This is a genomic window from Nostoc sp. (assembly GCF_036917095.1).
Classification (GTDB): domain Bacteria; phylum Cyanobacteriota; class Cyanobacteriia; order Cyanobacteriales; family Nostocaceae; genus Nostoc.
This window is the reverse complement of sequence record NZ_JBALFH010000061.1, coordinates 1-24878: the sequence shown is the minus strand read 5'-3', so window position 1 is coordinate 24878 and position 24878 is coordinate 1. Positions and strand designations below refer to the sequence as shown.

The 24878-nt window shown below is 43.5% G+C and carries 13 protein-coding genes and 1 pseudogene; 10 read left to right on the top strand and 4 right to left on the bottom strand.

Annotated elements, in window-relative coordinates:
* Positions 1-124 precede the first annotated feature (124 nt).
* On the bottom strand, positions 125-898 hold the full coding sequence (locus V7L01_RS34670; RefSeq protein WP_335042885.1) for a hypothetical protein: 774 nt from the start codon (positions 896-898) through the stop codon (positions 125-127).
* Between the two features lie 993 nt (positions 899-1891).
* On the opposite strand from V7L01_RS34670, the gene V7L01_RS34665 reads away from it, so the two are divergent.
* The 3 genes from V7L01_RS34665 to V7L01_RS34655 all read left to right on the top strand — a co-directional run bounded on the left by V7L01_RS34665 (position 1892) and on the right by V7L01_RS34655 (position 5489).
* A complete protein-coding gene (locus tag V7L01_RS34665; RefSeq protein ID WP_335042884.1) occupies positions 1892-2563 on the top strand; it encodes a response regulator transcription factor in 672 nt (223 codons plus the stop codon).
* A 24-nt stretch (positions 2564-2587) separates the two neighbouring features.
* Entirely contained in the window at positions 2588-4513 is a 1926-nt protein-coding gene (locus tag V7L01_RS34660; RefSeq protein WP_335042882.1) for a sensor histidine kinase, read from the top strand.
* 193 nt (positions 4514-4706) lie between these two features.
* Positions 4707-5489, top strand: coding sequence for a DUF928 domain-containing protein (locus V7L01_RS34655; RefSeq protein ID WP_335042880.1), 783 nt, complete (start codon positions 4707-4709; stop codon positions 5487-5489).
* Between the two features lie 16 nt (positions 5490-5505).
* Here the strand turns inward: V7L01_RS34655 and V7L01_RS34650 are convergent, their stop codons facing one another.
* A complete protein-coding gene (locus V7L01_RS34650) occupies positions 5506-8226 on the bottom strand; it encodes a CHAT domain-containing protein (protein ID WP_335042878.1) in 2721 nt (906 codons plus the stop codon).
* Between the two features lie 659 nt (positions 8227-8885).
* On the opposite strand from V7L01_RS34650, the gene V7L01_RS34645 reads away from it, so the two are divergent.
* The 5 genes from V7L01_RS34645 (at position 8886) to V7L01_RS34625 (ending at position 18617) form a co-directional block, all read left to right on the top strand.
* Positions 8886-12758, top strand: a complete 3873-nt coding sequence (locus tag V7L01_RS34645) for a two-partner secretion domain-containing protein (RefSeq protein ID WP_335042876.1) — start codon at positions 8886-8888, stop codon at positions 12756-12758.
* 57 nt (positions 12759-12815) lie between these two features.
* On the top strand, positions 12816-14507 hold the full coding sequence (locus tag V7L01_RS34640; RefSeq protein ID WP_335042875.1) for a ShlB/FhaC/HecB family hemolysin secretion/activation protein: 1692 nt from the start codon (positions 12816-12818) through the stop codon (positions 14505-14507).
* Between the two features lie 533 nt (positions 14508-15040).
* Positions 15041-15931 carry a GH25 family lysozyme gene (locus tag V7L01_RS34635; RefSeq protein WP_335042874.1) on the top strand — a complete coding sequence of 297 codons (891 nt, stop codon included), beginning with the start codon at positions 15041-15043 and terminating at the stop codon, positions 15929-15931.
* A gap of 67 nt (positions 15932-15998) precedes the next feature.
* Complete coding sequence (locus V7L01_RS34630) at positions 15999-16838, top strand: peptidoglycan-binding protein (RefSeq protein WP_335042873.1); 840 nt, start codon at positions 15999-16001, stop codon at positions 16836-16838.
* A gap of 135 nt (positions 16839-16973) precedes the next feature.
* Positions 16974-18617 (top strand): hypothetical protein, encoded by a 1644-nt coding sequence (locus V7L01_RS34625; RefSeq protein ID WP_335042872.1) that lies wholly within the window; start codon positions 16974-16976, stop codon positions 18615-18617.
* A 266-nt stretch (positions 18618-18883) separates the two neighbouring features.
* On the opposite strand, the pseudogene V7L01_RS34620 reads toward V7L01_RS34625, so the two are convergent.
* Positions 18884-19159, bottom strand: a pseudogene (locus tag V7L01_RS34620) (transposase); the annotation flags it as partial.
* 25 nt (positions 19160-19184) lie between these two features.
* Entirely contained in the window at positions 19185-19361 is a 177-nt protein-coding gene (locus V7L01_RS34615) for a hypothetical protein (RefSeq protein WP_335042871.1), read from the bottom strand.
* A 174-nt stretch (positions 19362-19535) separates the two neighbouring features.
* Here V7L01_RS34615 and V7L01_RS34610 point away from each other — a divergent pair, with 174 nt between their 5' ends.
* Both V7L01_RS34610 and V7L01_RS34605 read left to right on the top strand, forming a co-directional pair.
* Positions 19536-23888 (top strand): two-partner secretion domain-containing protein, encoded by a 4353-nt coding sequence (locus V7L01_RS34610; RefSeq protein ID WP_335042870.1) that lies wholly within the window; start codon positions 19536-19538, stop codon positions 23886-23888.
* A 57-nt stretch (positions 23889-23945) separates the two neighbouring features.
* On the top strand, positions 23946-24548 hold the full coding sequence (locus V7L01_RS34605) for a POTRA domain-containing protein (protein WP_335042869.1): 603 nt from the start codon (positions 23946-23948) through the stop codon (positions 24546-24548).
* Positions 24549-24878 lie beyond the last annotated feature (330 nt).

The following is a 24878-nucleotide window of genomic DNA, read 5'->3' as shown; positions in this document are numbered from 1 at the left end:
TGTGTCTGCTGGTTAGAGAGTTACGTATTAGAAAGTATCAAAAAATATAAGTATTCTAGCGATCGCTCTTCTCTTAAAAACTTTTTGGTTTACTGCTTAGAGTTATATGTTTCTCAAACGTCGATCAAAAAGCAGGTTGTTTTTTACGTCGTGATGCGGCTCTCGATGAGGGATAATGTCCCTTTGATTGCGATAAAGCGCTAGCCGCTTTCATGGGATTGCCCAGCACCTTTTTGATGGCATGAGCCATCGCACGAGCCGCGATCGCTGGAGTGAGCGTTTCGCCACGCGCTACTTTGCTTTCTAACAACTTGCGAACTTTAGCCAAAATGGTGGGGAGTACTTTCACTAAATGACGGGTACTAGAAGATTTTCGCAAGGTGCGAGTGAGTGCAGCAGAGCCTTTGACCAAATGTGGAGAAACATGTCGCATTGAAGCAGATTTAATCGGCAGTGCTGCGGCAGTAGCTGCTCCTGCAAACGCTTCGGCTTCGGCTTCGTTTTGTGCTTGACTTGCCATTGATGCTAAAGCTTTTGCGATGGCAGTGATTTGCGGTACAGTTTCATATTCGCTTTCGTACTCACTCTCAAACTCGTACTCGTTCTCAAACTCGCTCTCATACTCATACTCAAATTGACTACCTGCGATCGCAGTACCTGCTATACGTGCCGCTACGGGTGCAACCCTCTTGAGAATAGGAGCTAAGTTGCGAGCCAATGTTCGAAGCTTACCTAGAAAAGCTTCTTGTTCGTATTCGTACTCGTTCTCAAATTCATTCTCAAATTCATTCTCAAATTCGCCTTTGTACTCGTTCTCAAATTCATTCTCAAATTCGCCTTCGTACTCGTTCTCAAATTCATTCTCAAATTCGTACTGCATTGCTTGTCTGCTCAACATGATGTAACTCCTTAGATGAGAAATTGTGTTCACTTCTAGCTGAGACTTTGGCAGCACAGCGCTCAACCAAGATGATATGAAAGGCGATCGCAAACTCTGTCTGAGTTTCCGGTCATAAGTTTAAAGTTCGACTTGCGTGAGAATGTGCTATTTCGCAATTGAGTTTAGTATCTAATTTCAATCCCAAAACGACCAGGCAAAATCGATCAGAGAACCCGCAACTTAATGTCATTTTTCAAGATTCATTGTAAATTAGGGACTTAGTGGCCAGGGCAAACGCATCTAAAGTACTCTTGCTCACAACTAACGCTAAAATGGGCTTTTTCACATGCCGTGAAAGTCAGGGAATAATTAGTACTCAAGCTTTAGACGGTTGCAACGATCTGTTCAATCTGCTGATTTATACAGTAGAACGCGGAACATAAACAATGCATTAACCTTATGTGACAAGTTAATGGAATAACTCAGCTAACTTAATTGCAGACTTGTGCAATTAAGTTGGGACAAGTGTGAAATGTATTGTTCTGACTGATAAGCTGACGCGCGTCTAAAATTTGATAATTTCGTGTCTGAACCCTTTTGCTGCCTTAGATTGCCTTGTAAAACTAGATGACGAACAGCTTATCTATACTTTATAGAAGCAAGCCAAATTTATCGTTTAGAGCAACGATTTGTGTTATTATTTGCTGAGTAAAAAAACTTAAACTCACATTTCGTAACTATTCCTTCATTGGATAAGGGTTTAAGGATATGGTTAGGGAGTTTGGAAAAGCTAACCCTTTCCCCTTTCCCTGCTTTCTTCTATCCCTCCGACGCGAGAGGAGGGCAGAATATCAAGCTTTTTATTCACAGAAGAGGGGGTTATATTCTTGGTAGTTAAAAAGGTTGGTGCAAGATTTCAGTTAAAGAAAAAACACTGATTTTTGAGCTTTTTCCCCATTACGTTCCGATGCTATTCGGTACAGTAACGTTGTCAAATTCAAGGTTTTAACGATGAGTCAAGATTTACCAAAACAAGAGAAGCTCAAAATACTTGTGGTGGATGACCATGAACTAATCCTGAATGGAACGCTTGAGTTGCTGAAACGGCACTACCCACAAGCTCAAATCCTCACTGCCAAAACAACCCAGAATGCTCTTGAGCAAGTCGAAGCATTTGGTCCCGACTTAGTTATTATGGATCTTTCGCTGCCAGAAACCTCCAAAGACACTGCCGAAATCAATCAAGGCATTAAAAGCTTGGAAACGTTAATGAAAAACTATCTTACCCTCAATCTGGTGGTGCAAAGCAGTTATGTCAAAGCACTAGTGCGGATTAAACCGGACATTGATGCTCATGAAGGAGGGTTTACTGTAGCGGACAAAGGACTTTCCAGCCAGGAGATGTTGAGCCGGATTGACTTGGCACTCAAAGGAGTCACACATACCAAAGAACTCAAAATACCACCAAAAGAAGTCAAGTCAGAATGGATAGAGGTACTCAATCTAGCCTTTGAAGAAGGATTGGAAGATAAAGTCATTGCCGAACGGATGCGAGTAGCACCGAGAACGGTACGCCACTACTGGACTAAAATTCAAGACATTTTAGGCGTTTACCCGGAAGATGGCAAAAGTCTTCGCATCCAAACGGAGAAACGAGCTAGAGAAGAGGGGTTTATTGATTAAGAAGATTTGTTAAGGAAGAAACTGTTGTTATTAGGTATTTGGAACAAATTTAAACAAGGAATTACCATCTGGTCTATAGCAACACTGCCAGGAATTTTTGTTTTGGCACTTATTATCTTCTTTCGCCTGAATGGGTCACTGCAATTTATAGAATGGGTAACTCTTGACTCCTTTCTTCGCCTGCGTCCTGGGGAACCTATCGATGAACGAGTTGTTATTGTCGGAATTAATGAGGAGGATATCAGACGTATCAGAAATTACCCTATACCCGATCGCGAGATTGCTAAACTGCTGAGAACGTTGCAGAAGTACCAGCCGAGAGTCATTGGTCTTGATATTGTTAGAGATATACCTGTTGAACCCGGTCATGCCGAACTGGTTGAAGCCTTTAAAGACATCAAAAATCTGATTGCGGTTGAAAAAGTTTTACCCACAGTCATTAAGCCTCCCCCCAACTTACCCTTAAAACAGATCGGTTTTGTAGATGTCCTTTCCGATGATGATGGCAAAGTCAGGCGTGCAATACTTGGAACGTATAGACCTGAAGACGATAAAAAATATGCGTTTTCCCTACCTTTACGGCTGGCAGAAACGTATCTCTTGGGTGAAGGCATTAAACTGAGCAGTGGCATTGGCGGTACGATGCGGTTTGGTTCGATTGAACTCCCTCGCTTTTTCGCCAATTCTGGGGGCGATGTGCGAACTGATGATTTTGGAGTTCAGCTACTCCTCAATTATCGCAATGGCCGAGAACGATTTCGCACGCTATCGCTTAAAGATATTAACGATATCGAAACCGGGAGGGGTAATCCCAATCTGCTGCGCGATGCTTTCGGTGGACGCATCGTTCTGATTGGGGTAACTACTCCTAGTATTAAAGACTTTATCAATACCTCTGCGATCGCTAATTTGCAACCGCCTGGGAAAATTTATGGAGTAGAATTTCATGCCCATGTTGTTAGTCAAATTGTCAGTGCTGTTCTCGACAGACGACCTGTCTTTCAAACCTGGTCACAGGGTTGGGAATATCTTTGGATTGCCGGTTGGGGCATTTTAGCCATTTATCTCGGTCGGCTGACTCAATCTCCATTGAAAAATCTTGTGTATGTTGCTGTTGCCAGCCTTGGTTTAGTTGGAATTGGTTATACCTTCATCGTTAACGGATGGTGGATTCCAGTAGCTCCAGCACTATTTGTTTTGGTCATCAATGGTGCAATCTTGAGTACTTTTTATCAATACGATCGATTTTTGAAGTCTCAGATTGAGATCCGCCAACACACTATTGAACGGACATTTGTTGTAATTCATAATGGACCCTTACAAACACTAGCCAGGATTTTGAGGCACGTTCAAGACCAAGATTTAGAACAAGATCAATTGCTCCTTGACCTGCAAAATCTAAACTACGAAATTCGAGAAGTTGGCGAATACCTGAAACTAGAAGCCTTAAACCGGAAGGAAAGTCTCCGTCTCGGCAGTGGTCTAATCTTAGACTTAAAGCTGCCAATTCGCAACCTTTTATATGAAATTTACAGCCATACACTCCAGCGAAACTTTCCCTGCTTTAAAACGCTCAAAGTTAAAGCCTATTCATTCGCTCCGATTGATGAGAAATACTTAAGCATTGAGCAAAAGCAAGAACTCTGCCAATTTTTGGAAGAAGCATTATGCAATGTCGGCAAACATGCCAAAGGAGTGACCCGTCTCTGTGCTACTGGCAAACAAAATGAAGGCTGGTACACCCTAAGCATTAAAGATAATGGGGCTGGCATTCACTCGGATTATGAAGGGCAAGGAACGAAGCAGTGTCTAAATATAGCAAAAAAATTAAGAGGAAAGTTTCAGCGAAAGTCTCTTAAAGATAAAGGAGCTTTGTGTGAGTTAACTTGGCCTATTAGGAGTAAAAGCTGGATTTTTGCCCGCATAGGGCGTAATGTCAATTTAATATGAAGTTCCATAAAAAAGGGCTTTTAGGATAATACTTTTTAGCTCCTGCTTGTTTATTTACATCTGCGGCAGTGGTGACGACAATGATTAGTAAACCTAATATGTTAATCAGATATACCTGTTATGGCACTCTTATTTTATATTAATTAAATTAATTAATGTTTGCTCAACTAATGTTTACTCAACCAAAATTATAATGATTCCAATCCGGTGGTTCCTAAACAAACGCATCAACATCAAATTAGTTATCAGTTGTACCCTAAGCTTAGGGCTGATTGTAACTTCGGCAGCTCTTGGAGGCTATGAACCTGGCAATCAGAAACCTGTCCCAAAAGACCGCAAATCGGATGCAGGAACGACTAGAGGATGTTCTGGAGAAGATATACCGCTAACCGTTATTGCCTCTGGCAATTATGTTGGACGAACAATATCAGGGCATCCTACGTTCGCTTGGTTTGTACCTGGTGACTCTGCTTCCAAGCCAATGAAATTCATGATTTACGAGTGGGTTCCAAGCGGTAAACCCAAAGAAGTTCGCAACATATCATTGCAGAGTTCACCGGGGATTATGAAGTTATCTCCGTTTCCGGAAAACAAACTAGGCCTGCAACTGGGAAAAGAATATTTATTGCAGGTTGTCATTCATTGTGACCCAGATAATCCATCAGGTGATTTAGTAGATGAGGCAAATGTTGAAGTTGTAAAAATGCCAGCAGATGTGCAAACTAAATTGAACAAAGCAGTAAATAGTCTTGAGAAAGCTAATATCTATGCTGAGGCAGGTTTATGGTACAACGCGCTAGATGAAGCACTTAAACTGGCTCAAGTGTCGAAATTGGGAGGAGTGGGTTCAACTCTATTAAAAGATTTGGCTAAGTGGGAAGCACCAAAAACCACACTAGAATTGTCACCAAGAGAACGGGAAACGATCGAGAAACGGATTGAAAACTTGAAGAAAATTGCAGACAGCCAACGTTAACCACGCTAACCCTGCCCTAAAGCCAGTTACCGATGAGGATAAAAGGTGCCCAATAGGCAGGGTGAATCTTCTTATTCTGATTAATCAGTGCCTTTTGTGCTTCCTTCAAGGCTTCTGCTTTGCTCATTTGCGATCGCAAGTTCTCGTAAAACTTAACGACTAGCTCTTTTGTAAAATCATCGTCAATGTACCAAAGAGAAGCCAAAGCACTTCTAACGCCTGCTTGCACAGTGATGCCAGCCATACCCAGCGTAGCACGGTCATCTCCTATACCAGTTTGACAAGCTGTAAGCACGAGTAACTCCATTGGCTCTAAACCTCCACTAAAGCGGCGGATGTCACTCTCTAGCTGAGTAATTGTAATCTTCTTATTATTACCCGTAACTAAAAAGCTATCTTCTGGAATAGTGCCAAACTGTCCGTGAGTGGCAATGTGAATAATCGGGTAATTTGCTTGTTTAAGTTCTTGCTTTAAGCCTTCATCAGTGAAATTTTTATTGAATAGTTTCTTGCTACCTGGAAATAGCTTCGTGACTTGATTTACTTCATCGGCAACATTTTCCAAAGCCTTGAATTTTTCACCATCAACAGTAGCTGCTTCGGTTAACCCTAAAGCTAACATCCACAAGCCTTGAAAATTTTGGGGTTTAGGGAATGTCAAATGCAAACCGGGAGTCGTAGCAATGGCGTATTTCTGAACTAGAAATTCCTGACCATCATGAAGTGCAGCCATCGGTACACTGCGTAAGAATCCGTCTTGGATGAAAACGATAGTTTTGATTTTTGCTTGGTCTAAATCGTCAGCGAAAGGACGAATAATCCAGTTATATAGATTCTGTGCTGGTGTTAAAAAAGCGTCAGTAAGATCATAACGTTTTTGTATTTCTAGACGAAAACTTTTGATTGATTCTTGGAATTTTTTACTATCGTTTATCCATACCAGCTTCTTCAATCTTCTTTCAGTATTTTGCTTGACATTCTGCTTCTTTTGCTGATTGGGTAGACTCACCACAATTGCCGTCCGATCTTCTAGGATGATAGAACTAAAAATGGCAGTATCTTCTCTCTCTAAGTCATCAACTCGTTTTTGATCAAAAACGGTAAAAACACAATCATTGCCGAAGTAATTTTGCAATTCTGCTAGTTTCAAAGAATCAATGGCATCGAGTGCAGAATCCAGTTCCTTTTGGTTCTCAAGACTTGCAATGGACAGTGATTCAGCACGCTCTAGCTTTAAAATAGCAAACTCTCGGTAGAGAGGACTAATGGTATCCCGAAACCTAAATTGCAAGTCTCGTTCAGCAATTAATAAATTATCTCGGATACCTCCGTTACCTTCTAACGTTGCGATCGCCCGTTCGTAAGCAGCAATTGCCTCAGATTCTTTCGCCTGTGCCTTGAAAACTCGCCCCGCCTGCCACTCCCACAAATAAAGACTATCTTTAGCACGCAGCTTTTGGTCGGCTGCCAAGCGTGCCTGTTTGGTAAAATCTAAGGCTTTATTGTAGTCCTTGCGACACTCGTAGAGATGACCTAGTTTCCCTAAAGCAAATGATTCGGAGCGAGAATCTTTAATATTTTGAGCAATCAAAACAGCTTTTTTAAGAAGTTCTTCAGCTTGTGAATCCTTTAGTTTTCGCGGCAGACATTGAGCTTGAAAGGAAGTAAAATTTATAGGAGTAACAAATTGTTCTAGTTCAGCTAAATCAATTGCTATATAGACTTTATTAGAAGAATTAGGGAGTTTTTCAAATTGGGCTAAAGCTGATTGTAATACTTGTTCTGCCTGATTATTATTGTCAGCTAACTTTAAATATTTTGGGTGGTAATAAAGTTGAATCAAATTAAGAAGTGTCCGCATTTGACTCGATAGATCGTTTGAAAAGCGAGTCAGTTCGAGACTGTTATTAAAATAGCCTAAAGCTTTTTTGTAATCAGAAGTAGCTTTTTTGATGAATTCATCAGTCTTAGCCTCTGCACCTCTTAACTTAGCGGAATAAACATGTTGCTCATTGAGTTGAGCTTTACCAAAATAAGCATTACCGAGACTATTAAGCACCGAGGAGCGATAAACTGAGAGGTTATTCTCCTGGGCAATCTTTAAGCTATCTTCTAGAGTTTCAATGGCTAAATCATACTTTCCCTTGAGGCGATAGGCTTCTCCCAAGCTTCCTAATGCGGCTACTTTCCCCTGGCGATCGCTAAATTTTTGAGCAATTTGCAAAGCACTTCCTTCAGTTTTAAGGCAATGCTCATCAGTCTCAGAAGCACCACATAAAAGCGCGATCGCTTCTTTATTTTGCCCCAAACGACTGTAGGTTTGAGCAAGTTCTGTGAGCAACTGTCCCACCTTCACGAATTCTTTTGAGGAGCGATAGTTGGCGATCGCTTCTTTCCAATAATCGATCGCTTCCTCGAATTGACCGAGTTGCTGATAAGCTATAGCTAGTTTTTCTCGAACGATTGCCGCGTTATCGTGGTTGTTGGTGCTTTGATAGGCACTTAAAGCAGTTTGCCAAGATGCGATCGCTTCTTGCAGATTTCCTGTGCGATATTGTTCAATTCCTTGTTGTACGAGTTGGCTTGCATTAGGAGGCTGTGCTGTTGCTAGTTCTCCCCATTTTGTCTGGAAAGCAGTGAAGGGAACATGATTCAGCCACAGAAAAAATGTAACGCTGCTAAAAAAGATAACTACTAGAAAGCGACGGACACGAAATTTGCGGTATCGGCAAGGCATAGGAGGATACCATAGGTTCCAACGAAGATTTTGTCCGAAGTTTTAACTCCATTCCGATCTGAAGTTGCACATTTGGGCAATTGGTAGCTGCCTAATTGTACAATCAGTGTTGCTTTGTTTTACCATTAACTTAGCATAACAGGTGAATGCCTAACTTCAGTTGAAGATTTTATTGTATAAATTAAGCAAGCAGTTACTCAATGGCGTGCGGTTTCAAAGTAAATAATGATTTTACTAGGGATTGACACCATTAGCTCAAATAATTTTTGATTTTTGACTTCGAGGGAAGCGGCACTCAGTTTCTCTTTCCCAAAAGAAAAATCTTATAAATGATATGTATAAAAAAAATTATTATATGAGGTCGATTATAGTTAAGATTTTGACAGCCTCTAACCTAATAAATAGATCGGCGTCAATAATTATCATTGGGATAAGGTAGTTATTGCAAAGGCAGGAGGAAAAAGGGCTTGAGCCTTGTTTACTTTTATTCACATAGTTTGGTTTGATTGTGCCAGCTTGCGTATCCTAATTAATTTTTTAAATAAATCGGCGTCAAAAACCCAACTCTATAAAGAGAAGTAAATACATTTAATACATCTACAGAGGTGATTGAGATATGGGCGCGTAGAGATTTGTAAAAATATTAAGAAAACCACCAAATGATTATTAAAAGCTGGTTCGGTCGAGGTTTGGAGTGGAAGATTGGGGGTTGTATCGCTTTTGTGGCGGTACTCTCAATAGGAGTAAGCGATCGCGTTAATGCTCAAATCGTACCTGACAAGACGCTGGGTGTTGAAGGTTCGGTTGTTACACCCAATGTCAATATACAGGGAACTTCTAGCGATCGCATTGATGGAGGCGCAACTCGCGGCGCTAACCTGTTTCACAGTTTGCAGGACTTTAATGTGGGAGAAGGCAAGGGGGCTTATTTCGCCAATCCCACTGGAATTGAGAACATTTTAACTCGCGTCACGGGCAATAATCCCTCTAACATTTTGGGACGGTTGGGGGTTTTAGGTGGGGCTTCTTTATTTTTGCTCAATCCGAACGGGATTATATTTGGCCCGAATGCGAGTTTGGATATCCAGGGTTCGTTTGTTGCGACGACAGCCGATCGCGTACAGTTGGGTGATAGTGGCTATTTCAGTGCAACACAACCGCAAACAAGTAGTTTACTGTCTGTGACTCCGGGAGCGCTGTTCTTTAATGCAGTTGCTAGTCAACCGGGTTCGATTATTAACCGGGGGAATTTATCAACACCGAAACATCTGATTTTGGCGGCTGGCAATCTCGACTTGCAGGGACAGTTACAAGCTGGGGGAGATTTGACGTTACAGGCGCAGGATACTGTGAAAGTGCGCGATGCTATCACTAGCCCATTTATTGCTACTTCTGGGAGAAATCTGACCATTCAAGGCAACCAGAATGTTGATATCTTGGCGCTTTCCCATCCCCTCTCAAAGATTGGGAGTGGGAGGAATCTCAAGCTGGTCAGTGATGGCGATATTTCTGGTGATGCTCACTTTGAGAGTGGTGGTAACCTGTCGATACTGACCGGTTCAGGCACACCGGGTAACTTTGACAGTATGTTTGACCCAATTATTCAAGCGAATGGGGATGTTCTGTTTGGCAACTATACAGGCGTTGCTCTGAAGGTCGAAGCAACGGGCAGTATTCAGGGTGGGAATATCAAGATTACAGGAGCTGAGTGTGCAGAGGGTTCCGCTAGATGTGTGGGCGGTATTCCCACAACTGATCCAGATTTCGCTACACTCACAGGTAGTTCATCAGTGATTTTACGGACAGGGTTAGCCGCCGTCAACACTCCTAACCTGACTAAGAATTCTGGAGGCACAGGGTTCACCGCTACTTCAGGGTTGCCATTGGGGATTAGTGTTGGCAATATCGATACTTCTTCGAGTAACGGTGGGAATGGAGGGGACATTATACTCTCGGCTGCAAAGGGTAGCATTACCACTGGCAATTTGGATTCTGGTAGCATTACCAAAACAGTACAGGTACTTGGCAATTTGGATTCTGGTAGCATTACCACTGGCAATTTGGATTCTGGGTCGTTCTTTTTAGTAGATTTTGGTGATGCGGGTCAGGGGGGCGCAATTAACTTAACTGCTGACAACGGCAGCATTACCACTGGCTCTTTGAACTCTTACTCGAATTCTCTTAATGGCAGTGCGGGTCAGGGGGGCGCAATTAACTTAACTGCTGCCAATGACATCAATATCACTGGCGATTTGAACTCTTACTCGTTCTCTATATTGAGGAATGCGGGTCAGGGGGGCGAGATTAACTTAACTGCTGCCAATGACATCAATATCACTGGCGATTTGAACTCTTACTCGTCCTCTATTCCCAATGCGGGTCAGGGGGGCGAGATTAACTTAACTGCTGCCAATGACATCAATATCACTGGCGATTTGAACTCTTACTCGTTCTCTTTTGGCAATGGGGGTCACGGGGGCGCGATTGACTTAAACGCTACCAACGGGAACATTACCACTGGTTCTTTGGACTCTAGGTCGCGCGGCAATGCAGTTAAGGGGGGCGCGATTGACTTAAACGCTACCAACGGCAGCATTACCACTGGCAGTTTAAGCTCTACTTCTGTTTATGACTCCCGCTACACCCTTTTTTCAGGCAAAGAGGGCAAGGCGGGTGAGGGGGGCGCGATTAACTTAAATGCTACCAACGGCATCTTTATCGATGGCAATTTGTTGTCTTACTCGTACTCTTTCTCAGGAACAGCAGGAAATGGAGGCGCAATTTCCCTCCGAACCAGAGGTGGAGATATTTCCGGGAGAGGAAATCAATCTACAGTCCTTCAATCCTTTTCTATCTCTGAGCAAGGAACCGCACGAAATGGCGGGAACGTTGTCCTAGAAGCTAAAAACAACGTAAGTAATCTAGAAATCTTAACTCTATCTTCTGACTCACAATCTGGAGCAGTTCAGGTAAGAGGTCTGGGAGATTTATTGCTCACGGATACCAAGATTCTGACGAGTAAGCAGGTGACTCTACAAAATCCAGTGCGATCTGGTGAATTCATCACCTTCAATGTCGGTGAAGAAGGTCAATCAGGAGATGTAATTGTCACCAGCTCAGGCAACCTCACATTCAACAAAAGTTCCATTCAAAGTGACACTAAAGGCAGCGATAACGCTGGGAATGTAACCGTAATCAGCCCAGGTCTAGTCACATTCAATAATAGTTCTATTAGAAGTAACACTAGCAGCACAGGTGCGGCAGGCAGTATCGGTATCGAAGCCGATCAAGGAATTACGCTCGTCGGTTCTGATAGTGAACTATCTGCCCTATTTGCCGGAACCACTAACCAAGGCGAAGCCGGAAATATTATCCTAACTACCCCGGAATTAATCCTGCAAAACGGAGCCAAAATTGCCACCACCACAGCAAGTTCTAGCCCTGCCGGAGTAATTACCCTTCAATCTCATCCCAACCGAGAAAACCTCAATATTAACCTGGCACCGGAAACGTCTATTTCTGCCTCCACTTCTAACCAAGGAATCGGGGGGAATATAGAAATTAAGGCTCCCAACGCCATCACGATTCAGGGACAAGGCACCATTACTACAGAAACCACAGGTGATGGTGCTGCGGGAGAGTTGAGAATTGACACGCAAAAGCTCACCATTGCTGACGGTGCAACTATCTCTGCATCCACTTCCTCAAAAAATCCAGAAGGCGCAGGCGGCAGTATCATCATCAACGCCACAGAATCCTTCAACCTTACCAATGCAAGTTTACGTGCCGAGTCAACAGGCGCAGCTCCTGCTGGTAACATCCAGATTAACACCCCAAACCTAACAGCGACAAATGGCACGATCGCAACCTCCTCCAAGGAATCTTCTGGGGGAGATATCACCATAACTGCTGATAAGATTCGCCTATTTGGTGACAGTGATATCACAACCTTCGTTGCCCAAGGTGCAGGGGGCGGCGGCAACATTAAATTGACGGCTGACTCCATCGTTGCTTTCGACGACAGCGATATCCTCGCTTATGCTCCTGAAGGCACAGGTGGAAATATTACCCTCGATACTCCGGCATTCTTCGGCGAAAACTACAGCCCTGCATCTTCTCGTAACGATCCCCTAAATCTTGATGGCAATAACCGAGTCGATATCAATGCCACTGGTGCTTTCAATGGAGTCATCACCCTACCCGATGTCAGCTTTATCCAAAACAGCCTTACCGAGTTACCCGAAAATCAGATTAACACCGACAGCCTCCTGGCAAATAGCTGCATTGTCCGTCGGAATCAACCAACGAAGGGAACCTTTACCATTACAGGTACTGGTGGCTTACCCCAGCGCCCCGGAGATGCTCAAATGTCCAGTTTTCCCACAGTAGATGTGAAAACTTTACCCAGTGACAGCACACTCTCAAATACCAACCCAAATTCTTCTTGGGAAAAAAGTGACCTCATTATAGAACCCCAAGGGGTATATCGACTACCAAATGGGAAACTCGTATTGAGTCGAGAATGTTCTTAATTCAATAATATGAGTATGTACCCAATCTATAGGTGGGTTGCCATTTTAAGCTCTTATATGGCGACCTCAGTTTGCCTTGCCCTCCGTGCAGTGGCTCAGTCCCCACCGCCACCAGGCGTCACTATTCCCCCAACCGCACCTGATGCGGTTGAGCAAACGATTCCCAAACCCTCTTCTTCACCCCGGACTCTCCCTGGTGAAACGCCTACATTACCACCAAAACTCAAACTTCAAACTCCCCCAACCCAAGATTCACCTGAAGTTACTTCTCCATCAAGCGATCGCTTCTTCATTAAAAAAATAGAAGTGCAGGGAAATACCGTCTTAGATGACGAAATTGCCACCTTAACCCAGCCCTACCAGAACCGCTCAGTCACCTTTGAAGAGTTGCTCGAACTGCGCTCGGCAATTATTAAACTCTACATTAAAAACGGCTACATCAGCTCTGGAGCCTTCTTGCCCAACAATCAAGACCTCAGCACTGGTATAGTCAAAATTCAAGTTGTAGAGGGCAAACTTGAGCAGATTGAAATCGGTGGGTTAAGGCGATTGCGTGAAGGATACGTGCGATCGCGCCTCCAACGTGCCACGTCTACTCCCTTAAACCAGCAACGCCTAGAAGAAGCCTTACAACTGTTGCAACTCGATCCGCTCATTAAGCAGGTGAATGCCGAGTTAGCCGCAGGCAGCACTCCGGGGAGCAATATCTTACGGGTCAGTCTCAAAGAAGCACCGGCCTTTCATACTGCCTTCACCATTGATAACAACCAATCTCCCAGCATTGGTTCCATCCAAGGCAACATAGAAGTCAGCCATGATAACCTGTTAGGATTTGGCGATCGCCTCAGTGCCAGATACGGTCGTACCGAGGGACTTAACCTCTACGATATCAATTATACCATCCCTGTTAATGCTCGCAATGGTGCTCTTAGCTTCCGCTATAACAATGACGACAGCCGCATAATTGGAGAAGATTTTCGGAAGTTAGGTATCAGAAGTGAAGCTCAAACCTATTCTCTTGGTTTCCGTCAGCCAATCATAAGAACACCAACCAGTGAATTTGCATTCGGCTTATCCTTAGACCTGCGTCGCAGCCAAACGTATATATCCAACGACAGGCCCTATTCCTTTACAGAAGGTCCAGAAAATGGGGAAAGCAAAGTTACAGTGATTCGGTTTTCTCAAGATTGGGTCAATCGCGGCACCAGACGAGTCTTAGCCGCTCGGTCTCAATTCAGTCTAGGGATAGATGCGTTTGATGCAACCATTAATAACACGGGTACTGATGGGCGATTCTTTTCCTGGTTGGGACAATTTCAGTGGGTGCAGCAGTTGTCACCCAGAAATCTGCTAGTAGCGCGAATTAATGCCCAGCTAACCCCAGATTCTTTACTATCTTTGGAACGCTTCAGTGTAGGTGGAGTCGATACAGTTCGAGGCTACCGACAAAATCAACTCGTTGCCGACAATGGCATCGTGGGTTCAGTTGAGGTTCGCGTTCCCGTCACATCAGACCCCAAAGTACTACAGTTAGTGCCTTTTTTTGAAATCGGTACGGTCTGGAATAATCGAGAAATTGACCCCGACCTGGCGACAATTGCCAGTTTAGGACTGGGGTTGCGCTGGTTGATTATCCCCGATTTCTCGTTGCACCTAGACTATGGCATTCCCTTAATTTCAGTTGGCGATCGGGGCAACTCGTTGCAAGAAAACGGTCTCTACTTTTCAGTACGCTATCAGCCGTTTTGAAATGCTTCAAGCATTTTTGAGACTTAACGGGAAAAATCAGAGAATGATTGCACAAAACTGTAATCCTTACTGCTTTATTCTGCAATCGACTCATCATGGCTTAAGCAATCAACTTTGCACAAGCACCCAATGCATTATCTAATAGCTTCTTTTATTGTATTTATCAAGCAGGCAAAAACACTGCTATTTGCAAAAAAAAGCAATAGAAAGTAACTAGTTAAACAGTTTTTTAGTGAAGAAAGAAACATTTCTATTTCTTAAAAGAGGGCTAATTTTTAGTTGTAACAAGGAGGAACTTTATGCCATGCAAATTGTAAGCGTTCAGGGAGGTACAAAGTTAATAGGATTTGAGATACTATCAAGCCCATAAATTTGAGTGTGATGTCTGTTCGTCCAAGTGCGAGCGTTAATTCTTCGCAAGCATCTGTTCAAATGGCGATTGCCACTTCAAGCAACAGGGTTTGCAATGCTAGATGAACACAAGCTCCGCAGTTGGGAAGTTCTGAGAAAACAAGCAAAAAAGAAAATAAATCATGAAGATTTTGAAATTAGGTGACTCGGGTTCAGAGGTTGAACAGCTTCAGAATCAATTAAAACAACTAGGATTTGATATTGGTATTGTTGATGGTCAGTTCGGACAAAAAACTAAATTAGCCGTCGAAAAATTTCAAAAAGAAAAAGGGCTAACTGTTGATGGCATAGCCGGTGATGTCACTCTAGAGGAGCTGTTTAACCCTTCTCAAAAACCGTTGATACTAGGAATTGATGTTGCCAGTATCGATGTTAACGAAAGTTCAATAAATTGGCAAGCAGTAAAGAAGGGCAACATCTCCTTTGCTTTTATCAAAGCTACTGAGGGGGGTGATTGGCCAAGTAATCCTCCTGACAATAAGTGGTTTGAAAATAATTGGCCGAAGATGAAACAAGCTGGTCTGATTCGTGGTGCATACCACTTTTTTCAACCATTGACAAACGTTGAGGCACAGGTACAAAACTTCCTCAAAAAGGTAAAACTTGAACTTAGTGACCTTCCACCCGCGCTCGATGTAGAAGACTACCCACCTCAGGTGGCAGAGCGATGGGGACAAATTAATCTCAACGAACGGATTAACCGCATCACGCAATGGCTACAAACAGTAGAGAAAGAGATAGGACGCCGCCCTACGATCTACACTAATCCTAACTTCTGGAAAAACTTCATGAATGAAACTGAGGAATTCACTGATTATTCACTGTGGTTAGCCAACTACGATGTGGTAAAACCTACGATACCTGCTAATAATTGGGGAGGAAAAGGTTACACCATTTGGCAAAATACGCAACGAGGCGCTGTGAATGGAATCAGCGGTGATGTAGATCAAAATAGGTTCAACGGCTCATTAGAGCAATTAATTGCTTTTGTTAATAGTACAAAAGTTGCGTAGCTCGCCTACGCTGTCCAATTTCCTTGAGAGATTTTTCGAGCAAGTACAAAGTAAAAAAGAGGAAATTATGACTTTAGTTAAAGATATCAAAAAATTTAGAACTCTTCCTGTTCGGGGCTTAGACAGGCAGCTACTTTGGCAGTTAAATCAATTATTTCCCAATTTACTAGTCAGTATTGAAGATTTAAATATTAAGCCAGGAGACGGGCTTTTTCCCTATGTTCAACCTTCAGTTAAAAAGGCTTTGGAAATTTTTTTAAAGGATTATGGAAAACCTCTGACTATCAATAGTGCTTACCGCTCTGTAGTTGCACAAACAGTGCTCTATAACAACAGAGGTTCTAACCTTGTTGGTAATCCGGGAGAGTCAGATCATCAAAATGGCGTATCCTTAGACATTGAAGAGTGGACAGATGTAAAAGATTTGATGAAGAAACAAGGATGGAAATGGACTTATGGCGACCAAGGCAAATCAGATGTCTGGCACTTCGACTGGCATCGGCATGAGATGCCAGATATCAAGGAGGACACAGTTAAAGCTTTTCAAATTTTGTGGAACACGGCAAACCCAGAATTAGAACAACTTGTTGTAGATGGCATTGTCGGTAATCCTGATGTTTCCAAGACTCTAAAATGTATCAATAATTCACCTGCTGAAGGTTTCCCTAACGTGGGGTATCCTAGAACATTGAAGCTGACCGAACCAATACAGCAGGGTAAGGACGTAGGCGAGCTACAGCTAACACTGAAAAAGGCAGGTATTAAACTTGAAAAAGCTGACCAAGTGTTCGATCTAGGAACTGACCAGGCAGTTAAAGAATTTCAACGGTCTCACTCTTTAACTATCGATGGCATTGTAAGTGCAGAAGGTGAAACACGTCAAGCATTAAAGCTAGCGATCGCATGATCTTGTAACGACAGTCTTAAAAGTCAAGCGATCGCTCATGTATGAAGGATGATGAGCGTGCGATGTCTGTTCTCAAGAGTGCGATCGCTAATTTTGTAGAGATTATACCACTTATATAAAGTATCCAACAAAACAATGATGACTGGTTTTATCCAACTCAAACCCCAGTTCGTAACTCATTTAGGATTGTTATATCAAAAGTTTTATTTAATTTATTTGACTTGTATGAATATTAATCAACCGCTTCAGTACATTCTCAAACTATGCCTTCTGGCAACAATTGTTAACAGTCTACCTGTCAATGTTGTTGCTGCTGAAGTACAAACTTTTGGTCAAGATGGTAGACATGGGGTAGATGGTCGGTCTGGACGAGATGGGAACTCTGCTACCAAGCAAATAATTCGCGCTAGCGAACAACTACAACCGATTGACATCTCCGGTACAGATGGCGAAGCGGGGGAATCTGCTACCTCTGGCGAACAAGCTTCTGGATGCCAACAGTCGCAGGATGTAACAGTGGATGTATGCGGTGCTAAAGGCGGTAATGGCGGTAATGGTGGTCGTGGTGGTCATGGTGGTCATGGCGGTAATGCTACTGTTTACTTTGAGTCATTATCTCAACTCAAGAATGTGGTGTTACGTAATCGGGGCGGGAGGGCAGGTGTTGGAGGAAAGGGCGGGCAAGCTGGTAGTGGATGTAACTGTACTCAACCGCGCTGGAGTGTAAACTACTGTACTTGGGCATTGATGGCGCAACAAATCAATGTAGCTAACGCCGAGTGGAAAGAAATTAACAGAGAATTATTTCGCTGTTCGGGTGATGCGTTCTATGACGAACAACAATATCAACCCCAGCTAGCAATTTTAGATCCAAACTACCGTTATGGCTGGAAATATATTGGTCTATCACAACAGAGAGATTTTACTTGTGAGAATGGCCTTATTGGTCAACCGGGACGCAACGGTAGAGATGGGGAACCTGGTAGTTACGGTCAAGTATTGTTAGTCAAGGGTACAGAAATTCCTCAAGAACAAATTAGTTATGGCAATCGCGTTAGCCTGTTAGTCGATCGAAGCATTGGGCTGATCAAGAAAAATTTGTCCAAAAAAACGGGACTACGGAGTCTACTTGGTACTGATTCGGATGTCCGAGATAGTTATCGTTTATTAGAAACCGTTCAAAATTCTTTTAAAGTGTCTTGGCAAACTGTTAAACGCCCACAAGATTTAGGAGATCCTCCACTCAAAGCTGAAATTACTGAATCGGGGAAATTGCAATTTTATATTCCAGGCACATTGGATTATATTCTCAATAATTCGCCAAACCATACCGAAATTGCGATTACTGGAGGTATTCACCCTAAACGTTTAGGACGTTTTAAATTTAAAGGATTCGAGCGCTTCCCCGATCCCCGCAATTTTACTCTTTTAGATGAAGGTAAGCTTCTGGGCGAGTTAAAAACGGTTAAATTGACAATTATTTTGTCCCAGAACAACTCCAAAGTCAGCGAGATGTCTTACCCACTTGTTCCACATCGACCCTATCCTCACTGGGCCGATGCTTATCAGATCAATTTGGGCGATCGCTTTGATTCTTGGCTTAAACCAGGGCAACCTGTTGAGTATGAAATTCGCATTGAACAAACTACCCTTTCCGGAGTCACCTATACATCTGGAATGAAAATTGGCTTCGTTGTAGATAAAGTTTCCCATTCTCCCGATATTCAATACTACTCAGGAACTACACTAACAAATCTCTTAAGGCTTATAAGTAAGTAGGTAGGCAATACTTCTCGGTTAAGAACAAAAGCAAGGTAAAGTGATTATTGTTCACTCACAAGTGTGTTCACAAAAACTGGTGCAGCTAAAAGATTTCTCCTCGATCGCGCCCACATTAGAAATAGACTTATAGCAATTCTCTAAGAAGCTGCACAGAAGAAAGCTTCATGAAATAGAGCTTCGAGGATGAAATCATAACTTGTCAAAGAGGAGATTAATTCACAAAACATTTGAGCCAATTCCAATTGAACCCGCTGACGCAGCTGCTACAAAGAAGAAAAATTTTCACCCTTCCATTGACGTTTAATATGCTGCCACAATCGTTCAATAGGATTCAGTTGAGGGCTATGAGCAGGCTGAAATATTAAGATAAGATTATCAGGCCAGATTAATGCTAACGCTTGATGGGCAGAAGCCCGATCCATTTGAATCAGTGCCATATCGTTGCCTAGTTCTAATGAGAGGGCATCTAAAAACTTCTGAAAAGTCTCATCATTGAGATGATCGTACTCCTGATAAAACTGCCAACCAGCAAATGGCTCAACTACTCCATATAGCTAGAATGCTTTACGTGGCTATTGTACTGATACTGTCGGCTTCACTTGCGCGTGCCGTGATTACTCGCTCTGTTTTGGTTTTCAGACCAATTCCAGTTTCATCTTGGCATAAGTAACGGTTGGGATAAGGCAATTCTTGCAGGGGACAGGAGGAAAAAGGGCTTGAGCCTTGTTTACTTTTATTCACATAGTTTAGTTTTATTGTGTCAACTCACTTATCCCCATTAATTTAAGAAAGTCGGCGTGAAAAAACCTTATTATGTAAAGATAAATAAATACAGAAAATACATTTAATACATCTACAGAGGTGATTGATATATGGGCGCGTAGAGGTTTGTAAAAATGTTAAGAAAACTACGAAATGATTCTTAAAAGCTGGTTCGGTCGAGGTTTGGAGTGGAAGATTGGGGGTTATGTCGCTTTAGCGGCGGTACTCTCAATAGGAGTAAGCGATCGCGTTTTGGCTCAAATCGTGCCTGACAAGACGCTGGGTGTTGAAGGTTCTGTTGTTACACCCAATGTCAATATAAAGGGGATTTCTAGCGATCGCATTGATGGTGGCGCAACTCGCGGTGCTAACCTGTTTCACAGTTTTCAGGAGTTTAATGTGGGGTCAGGTAGAGGGGCTTATTTTGCCAATCCCACTGGAATTGAGAACATTTTAACTCGCGTCACGGGCAGCAATCCTTCTAATATTTTGGGCAGGTTGGGGGTTTTGGGTGGGGCGAATTTGTTTTTGATTAATCCTCATGGGATTGTATTTGGTGCAAATGCGAGTTTGGATATCCAGGGGTCATTTCTGGCGACGACAGCCGATCGCGTACAGTTGGGTGATAGTGGCTATTTCAGTGCTTCCCAACCGCAAACAAGCAGTTTGCTTTCTGTGAGTCCAGGAGCGCTGTTTTTTAGTCAGGTTGCCAATCAACCGACGGCGATTATTAATCAGGGTAATTTATCAACTGGAAAACATCTTACTCTGTCGGCTGGCAATCTCGACTTGCAGGGACAGTTAAAAGCTCTTGGAGATTTGACGTTACAGGCGCAGGATACGGTGAAAGTGCGCGATAGTGCTACGATTCCTTTCATAGCCTCTGCTGGGGGAAATCTGCTAGTACAGGGAAATCACAGGGTAGATATTTTTGCCTTAAGTCATCCAGAAAGCGGCTTGTTTTCTGGTGGGGATATGGTGTTGCGAAGTAGTAACACGGTGGGAGGCGATGCCCACTACTGGAGTAGGGGGAGTTTTCGGATAGAACAGCTAGATGGCAGTTTGGGAAATTTGTTTAGTCTCCATGACCCAATTATTCGAGCTAGAGGAGATGTGTTTATCAATACCTACCGAGGAGGCTCTCTGCACATTTTGGCTGGAGGTAAGGTAGAGATTCCTAACTATGTCTGGATTCAAGGAGCAGATCCAGAAAACGGTTTAGTAGAGACGGTAAATTTAGCTGATGGAACTACTGTCTCTATCAATGGCAAAAGTGAACCTACTCTGGATATTCGTGCCGGAGTCAACCCTGATGTAATCGGTGAACAAATCCTGACTAGGACTGGCACTGGCAATTTCATTGAGCCTGCCTATGCCACTTCTAACCAATCAAGTGCAGATATCAGAATCGGCACGATCTTATTTGCTGATGCCGATTCACAACCCTTGGCGGGAAGAGTATTGTTAACAAATCAGTATCAACCCAACTCTTCATTAAGTGGGGATATTCAAGTTACACAATCTTTACAGGGAGAGTGGGGAGCAATTTTTATGGATGGGGGAGCAGGAAATCCCTCAGTTGCTATCAACTCTCGCGGCGGTATTACACTTGACGGTACTGTTAAAACCTCTTCAAGTTCTGGCGATGGAGGCGCGATTAGCTTAACTGCTGTCAAAGGCAACATTAACACTGGCAATTTGTTCTCTTACTCTGGCAATATATATACTTTTTTTTCGCGCAATGATGGTGGGAATGGAGGGGACATTATACTCTCGGCTGCAAAGGGTAACATTACCACTGGCAATTTGTTCTCTGGCTCGTTCGGCAATGCGGGTCAGGGGGGCGCGATTAACTTAACTGCTACCAACGGTAGCATTACTACTGGCAATGACATCATCACTAGCAATGACATTGACATTTTTGTCACTGCGAATTTGAACTCTTCTTCGTTCGGCAATGCGGGTAAGGGGGGCACGATTAATTTAAATGCTACCAACGGCAGCATTATCACTGGCTCTTTGAATTCTGCCTCGTTGGGCAATGCGGGTGAGGGGGGCGCGATTAACTTAAATGCTACCAACGGCAGCATTACCAGTAGCTATTTGTCCTCTAGCTCGTTATCGTTATTTAGTTATGGCAATGCGGGTCAGGGGGGCGAGATTAACTTAAATGCTACCAATGACATCTTTATCACTGGCAATTTGAACTCTTTGTCGTACTCTAGTAATGGCAATGCGGGTGAGGGGGGCGCGATTAACTTAAATGCTGGCAATGACATCTTTATCAGGAGCGATTTGAACTCTGTCAATTTGACCTCTTACTCGTTCTCAAGTAGTGGCAAGGCGGGTCAGGGGGGCGCGATTAGCTTAACTGCTGACAATGACATCTTTATCAATGGCGATTTGTACTCTTACTCGTACTCTCGGTTTGGAACAGAAGGTCAAGGAGGCGCGATTTCCCTCCAAACCAGAGGAGGGGATATTTCCGGGAGAGAAAATCAGTCTATAGTCCTTGGAAATCAGTCTACAGTCCTTGGCTCCTTTTCTGTCTCTGAGCAAGGAACCGCAGGAAATGGCGGGAAAGTTAGCCTAGAAGCTAAAAACAACGTAAGTAATCTAGAAATATTAACTTTATCTTCTGACTCACAATCTGGAGCAGTTCAGGTAAGAGGTCTGGAAGATTTATTGCTCACAAATACCAAAATTCTGACGAGTAAGCAGGCGACTATACCAAAGCCATTTGCATTTGATGAATTCATCACCTTAACTGATAGAGAAGGTCAATCAGGAGATGTAACTGTCACCAGCTTAGGCAATCTCACATTCAACAACAGTTCCATTCAAAGTGACACCAAAGGCAGCGACCCCGCTGGGAATGTAACCGTAAGCAGCCCAGGTCTAGTCACATTTAATAATAATAGTTTTATTAGAAGTAACACTAGCAGCACAGGTGCGGCAGGCAGTATCGGTATCAAAGCTGGTCAAGGAATTACGCTCGTCGGTTCTGATCGTGAACTATTTGCCGGAACCACTAACCAAAGGGAAACTAGAGATATTATCTTAATAAACGTTGTCGGGGGAGTCAAAGTGCCCGAAATGGTCAAAGTGTTTGCTTCAACGAATGGTTTTGGCGATAACAGCACAATTAGAGCCAATACCTCCAATGCCATGAAACTGGACATTGGGTTGGAAGATTTTTCCTCGGTTCTATCTGTCGAAACCAGCAGCGCAGGCCAACCCGGAAACATTATTATCAATACCCCCAGCTTAACCCTTTCCAATACCGCTCGCATCACTGCCACCGCCACCAGTACTGCCACCAATCCCCTTGGGGGTGGTAGCATTAGCTTAAATGCCTCGAATATGGATTTAGCCGGAGTTGTAGGCGTTTTTGCCGAAACTCAAGGACAAACCCCCGCCGGGACTTTAACCCTAAAACCCTATGAGAATCAATCCACCCTCAACCTCACCTTAGCTCCCAATTCTTTAGTGTCTGCGTCCACAACTGGAAGTGGTAAAGGAGGAAACCTGATAGTACAAGCACCAGAAGCCATAACCATTCAAGGGCCAGGTCAACTTGCGGTTAAAACCACAGGTGATGGTGCTGCGGGAGAGTTGAGAATTGATACGCAAAAGCTCACCATTGCTGACGGTGCAACTATCTCTGCATCCACCGACTCAAAAAATCCAGAAGGCACAGGCGGCAGTATCATCATCAACGCCACAGAATCCTTCAACCTTACCAATGCAAGTTTAGGTGCCCAGTCAACAGGCGCTGCTCCTGCTGGTAACATCAAGATTAACACCCCAAACCTAACAGCCACAAATGGCACGATCGCAACCTCCTCCAAGGAATCTTCTGGGGGAGGTATCATCATAACTGCTGATAAGATTCGCCTATTTGGTGACAGTGATATCACAACCTTCGTTGCCCAAGGTGCAGGGGGCGGCGGCAACATTAAATTGACGGCTGACTCCATCGTTGCTTTCGACGACACCGATATCCTCGCTTATGCTCCTGGAGGCACAGGTGGAAATATTACCCTCGATACTCCGGCTTTCTTCGGCGAAAACTACAGCCCTGCATCTTCTCGTAACGATCCCCTAAACCTTGATGGCAATAACCGAGTAAACGTGAATGCCACTGGTGCTATCAATGGAGTCATCACCCTACCCGATGTCAGCTTTATCCAAAACAGCCTCACCGAGTTACCCGAAAATCAGATTAACACCGACAGCCTCCTGGCAAATAGCTGCATTGTCCGCCGCAATCAACCAACAAGGGGAAGCTTCACCATCACAGGTACTGGTGGCTTACCGCAGCGCCCCGGAGATGCTCAAATATCCAGCTTTCCCACAGTAGATGTGAAAACCTTACCAAGTGACAGCACACTCTCAAATACCAACCCAAATCCTTCTTGGCAAAAAAGTGACCCCATTGTAGAACCCCAAGGGGTATATCGACTACCAAATGGGAAACTCGTATTGAGTCGAGAATGTTCTTAATTCAACAATATGAGTATGTACCCAATCAATAGGCGGGTTGTCATTTTAAGCTCTTGCATGGCAACCTCAGCTTGCCTTGCCCTCCGTGCAGTGGCTCAGTCCCCACCGCCACCAGGTGTCACCATTCCCCCAACAGCACCTGATGCGGTTGAGCAAACGATTCCCAAACCCTCTTCTTCACCCCGAACTCTCCCTGGTGAAACGCCTACATTACCACCAAAAGTTAAACTGCAAATTCCCCCAACTCAAGATTCACCTGAAGTTACTTCCCCATCAAGCGATCGCTTCTTCATTCAAAAAGTAGAAGTGCTGGGAAATACCGTTTTACAGGACGAAATTGCTACCTTAACTCAGCCCTACGAGAATCGCTCAGTCACCTTTGAAGAATTGCTCGAACTGCGCTCGGCAATTATTAAACTCTACATTAAAAACGGCTACATCACCTCTGGAGCCTTCTTGCCCAACAATCAAGACCTCAGTACTGGTATAGTCAAAATTCAAGTTGTAGAGGGCAAACTTGAGCAGATTGAAATCGGTGGCTTAAGGCGATTGCGTGAAGGATACGTGCGATCAGCGCCTCCAACGTGCCACGTCTACTCCCTTAAACCAGCAACGCCTAGAAGAAGCTTTGCAACTGTTGCAACTCGATCCGCTTATTGAGCAGGTAAATGCTAATTTAGCCGCAGGCAACTCGTTGCAAGAAAACGGTCTCTACTTTTCAGTACGCTATCAGCCGTTTTGAAATGCTTCAAACATTTTTGAGACTTAACGGGAAAAATCATAGAATGATTGCACAAAACTGTAATCCATATTGTTTTATTGTGCAATCGATTCATCATGGCTTAAGCAATCAACTTTATACAAGTACCCAATGTATTATCTAATAGCTTCTTTTATTGTATTTATCAAGCAGGCAAAAACACTGCTATTTGAAGAAAACAAATAATAGAAAGGAGAAAAAATTAGCGAGCATCTTTGGTCAAAGCTGAA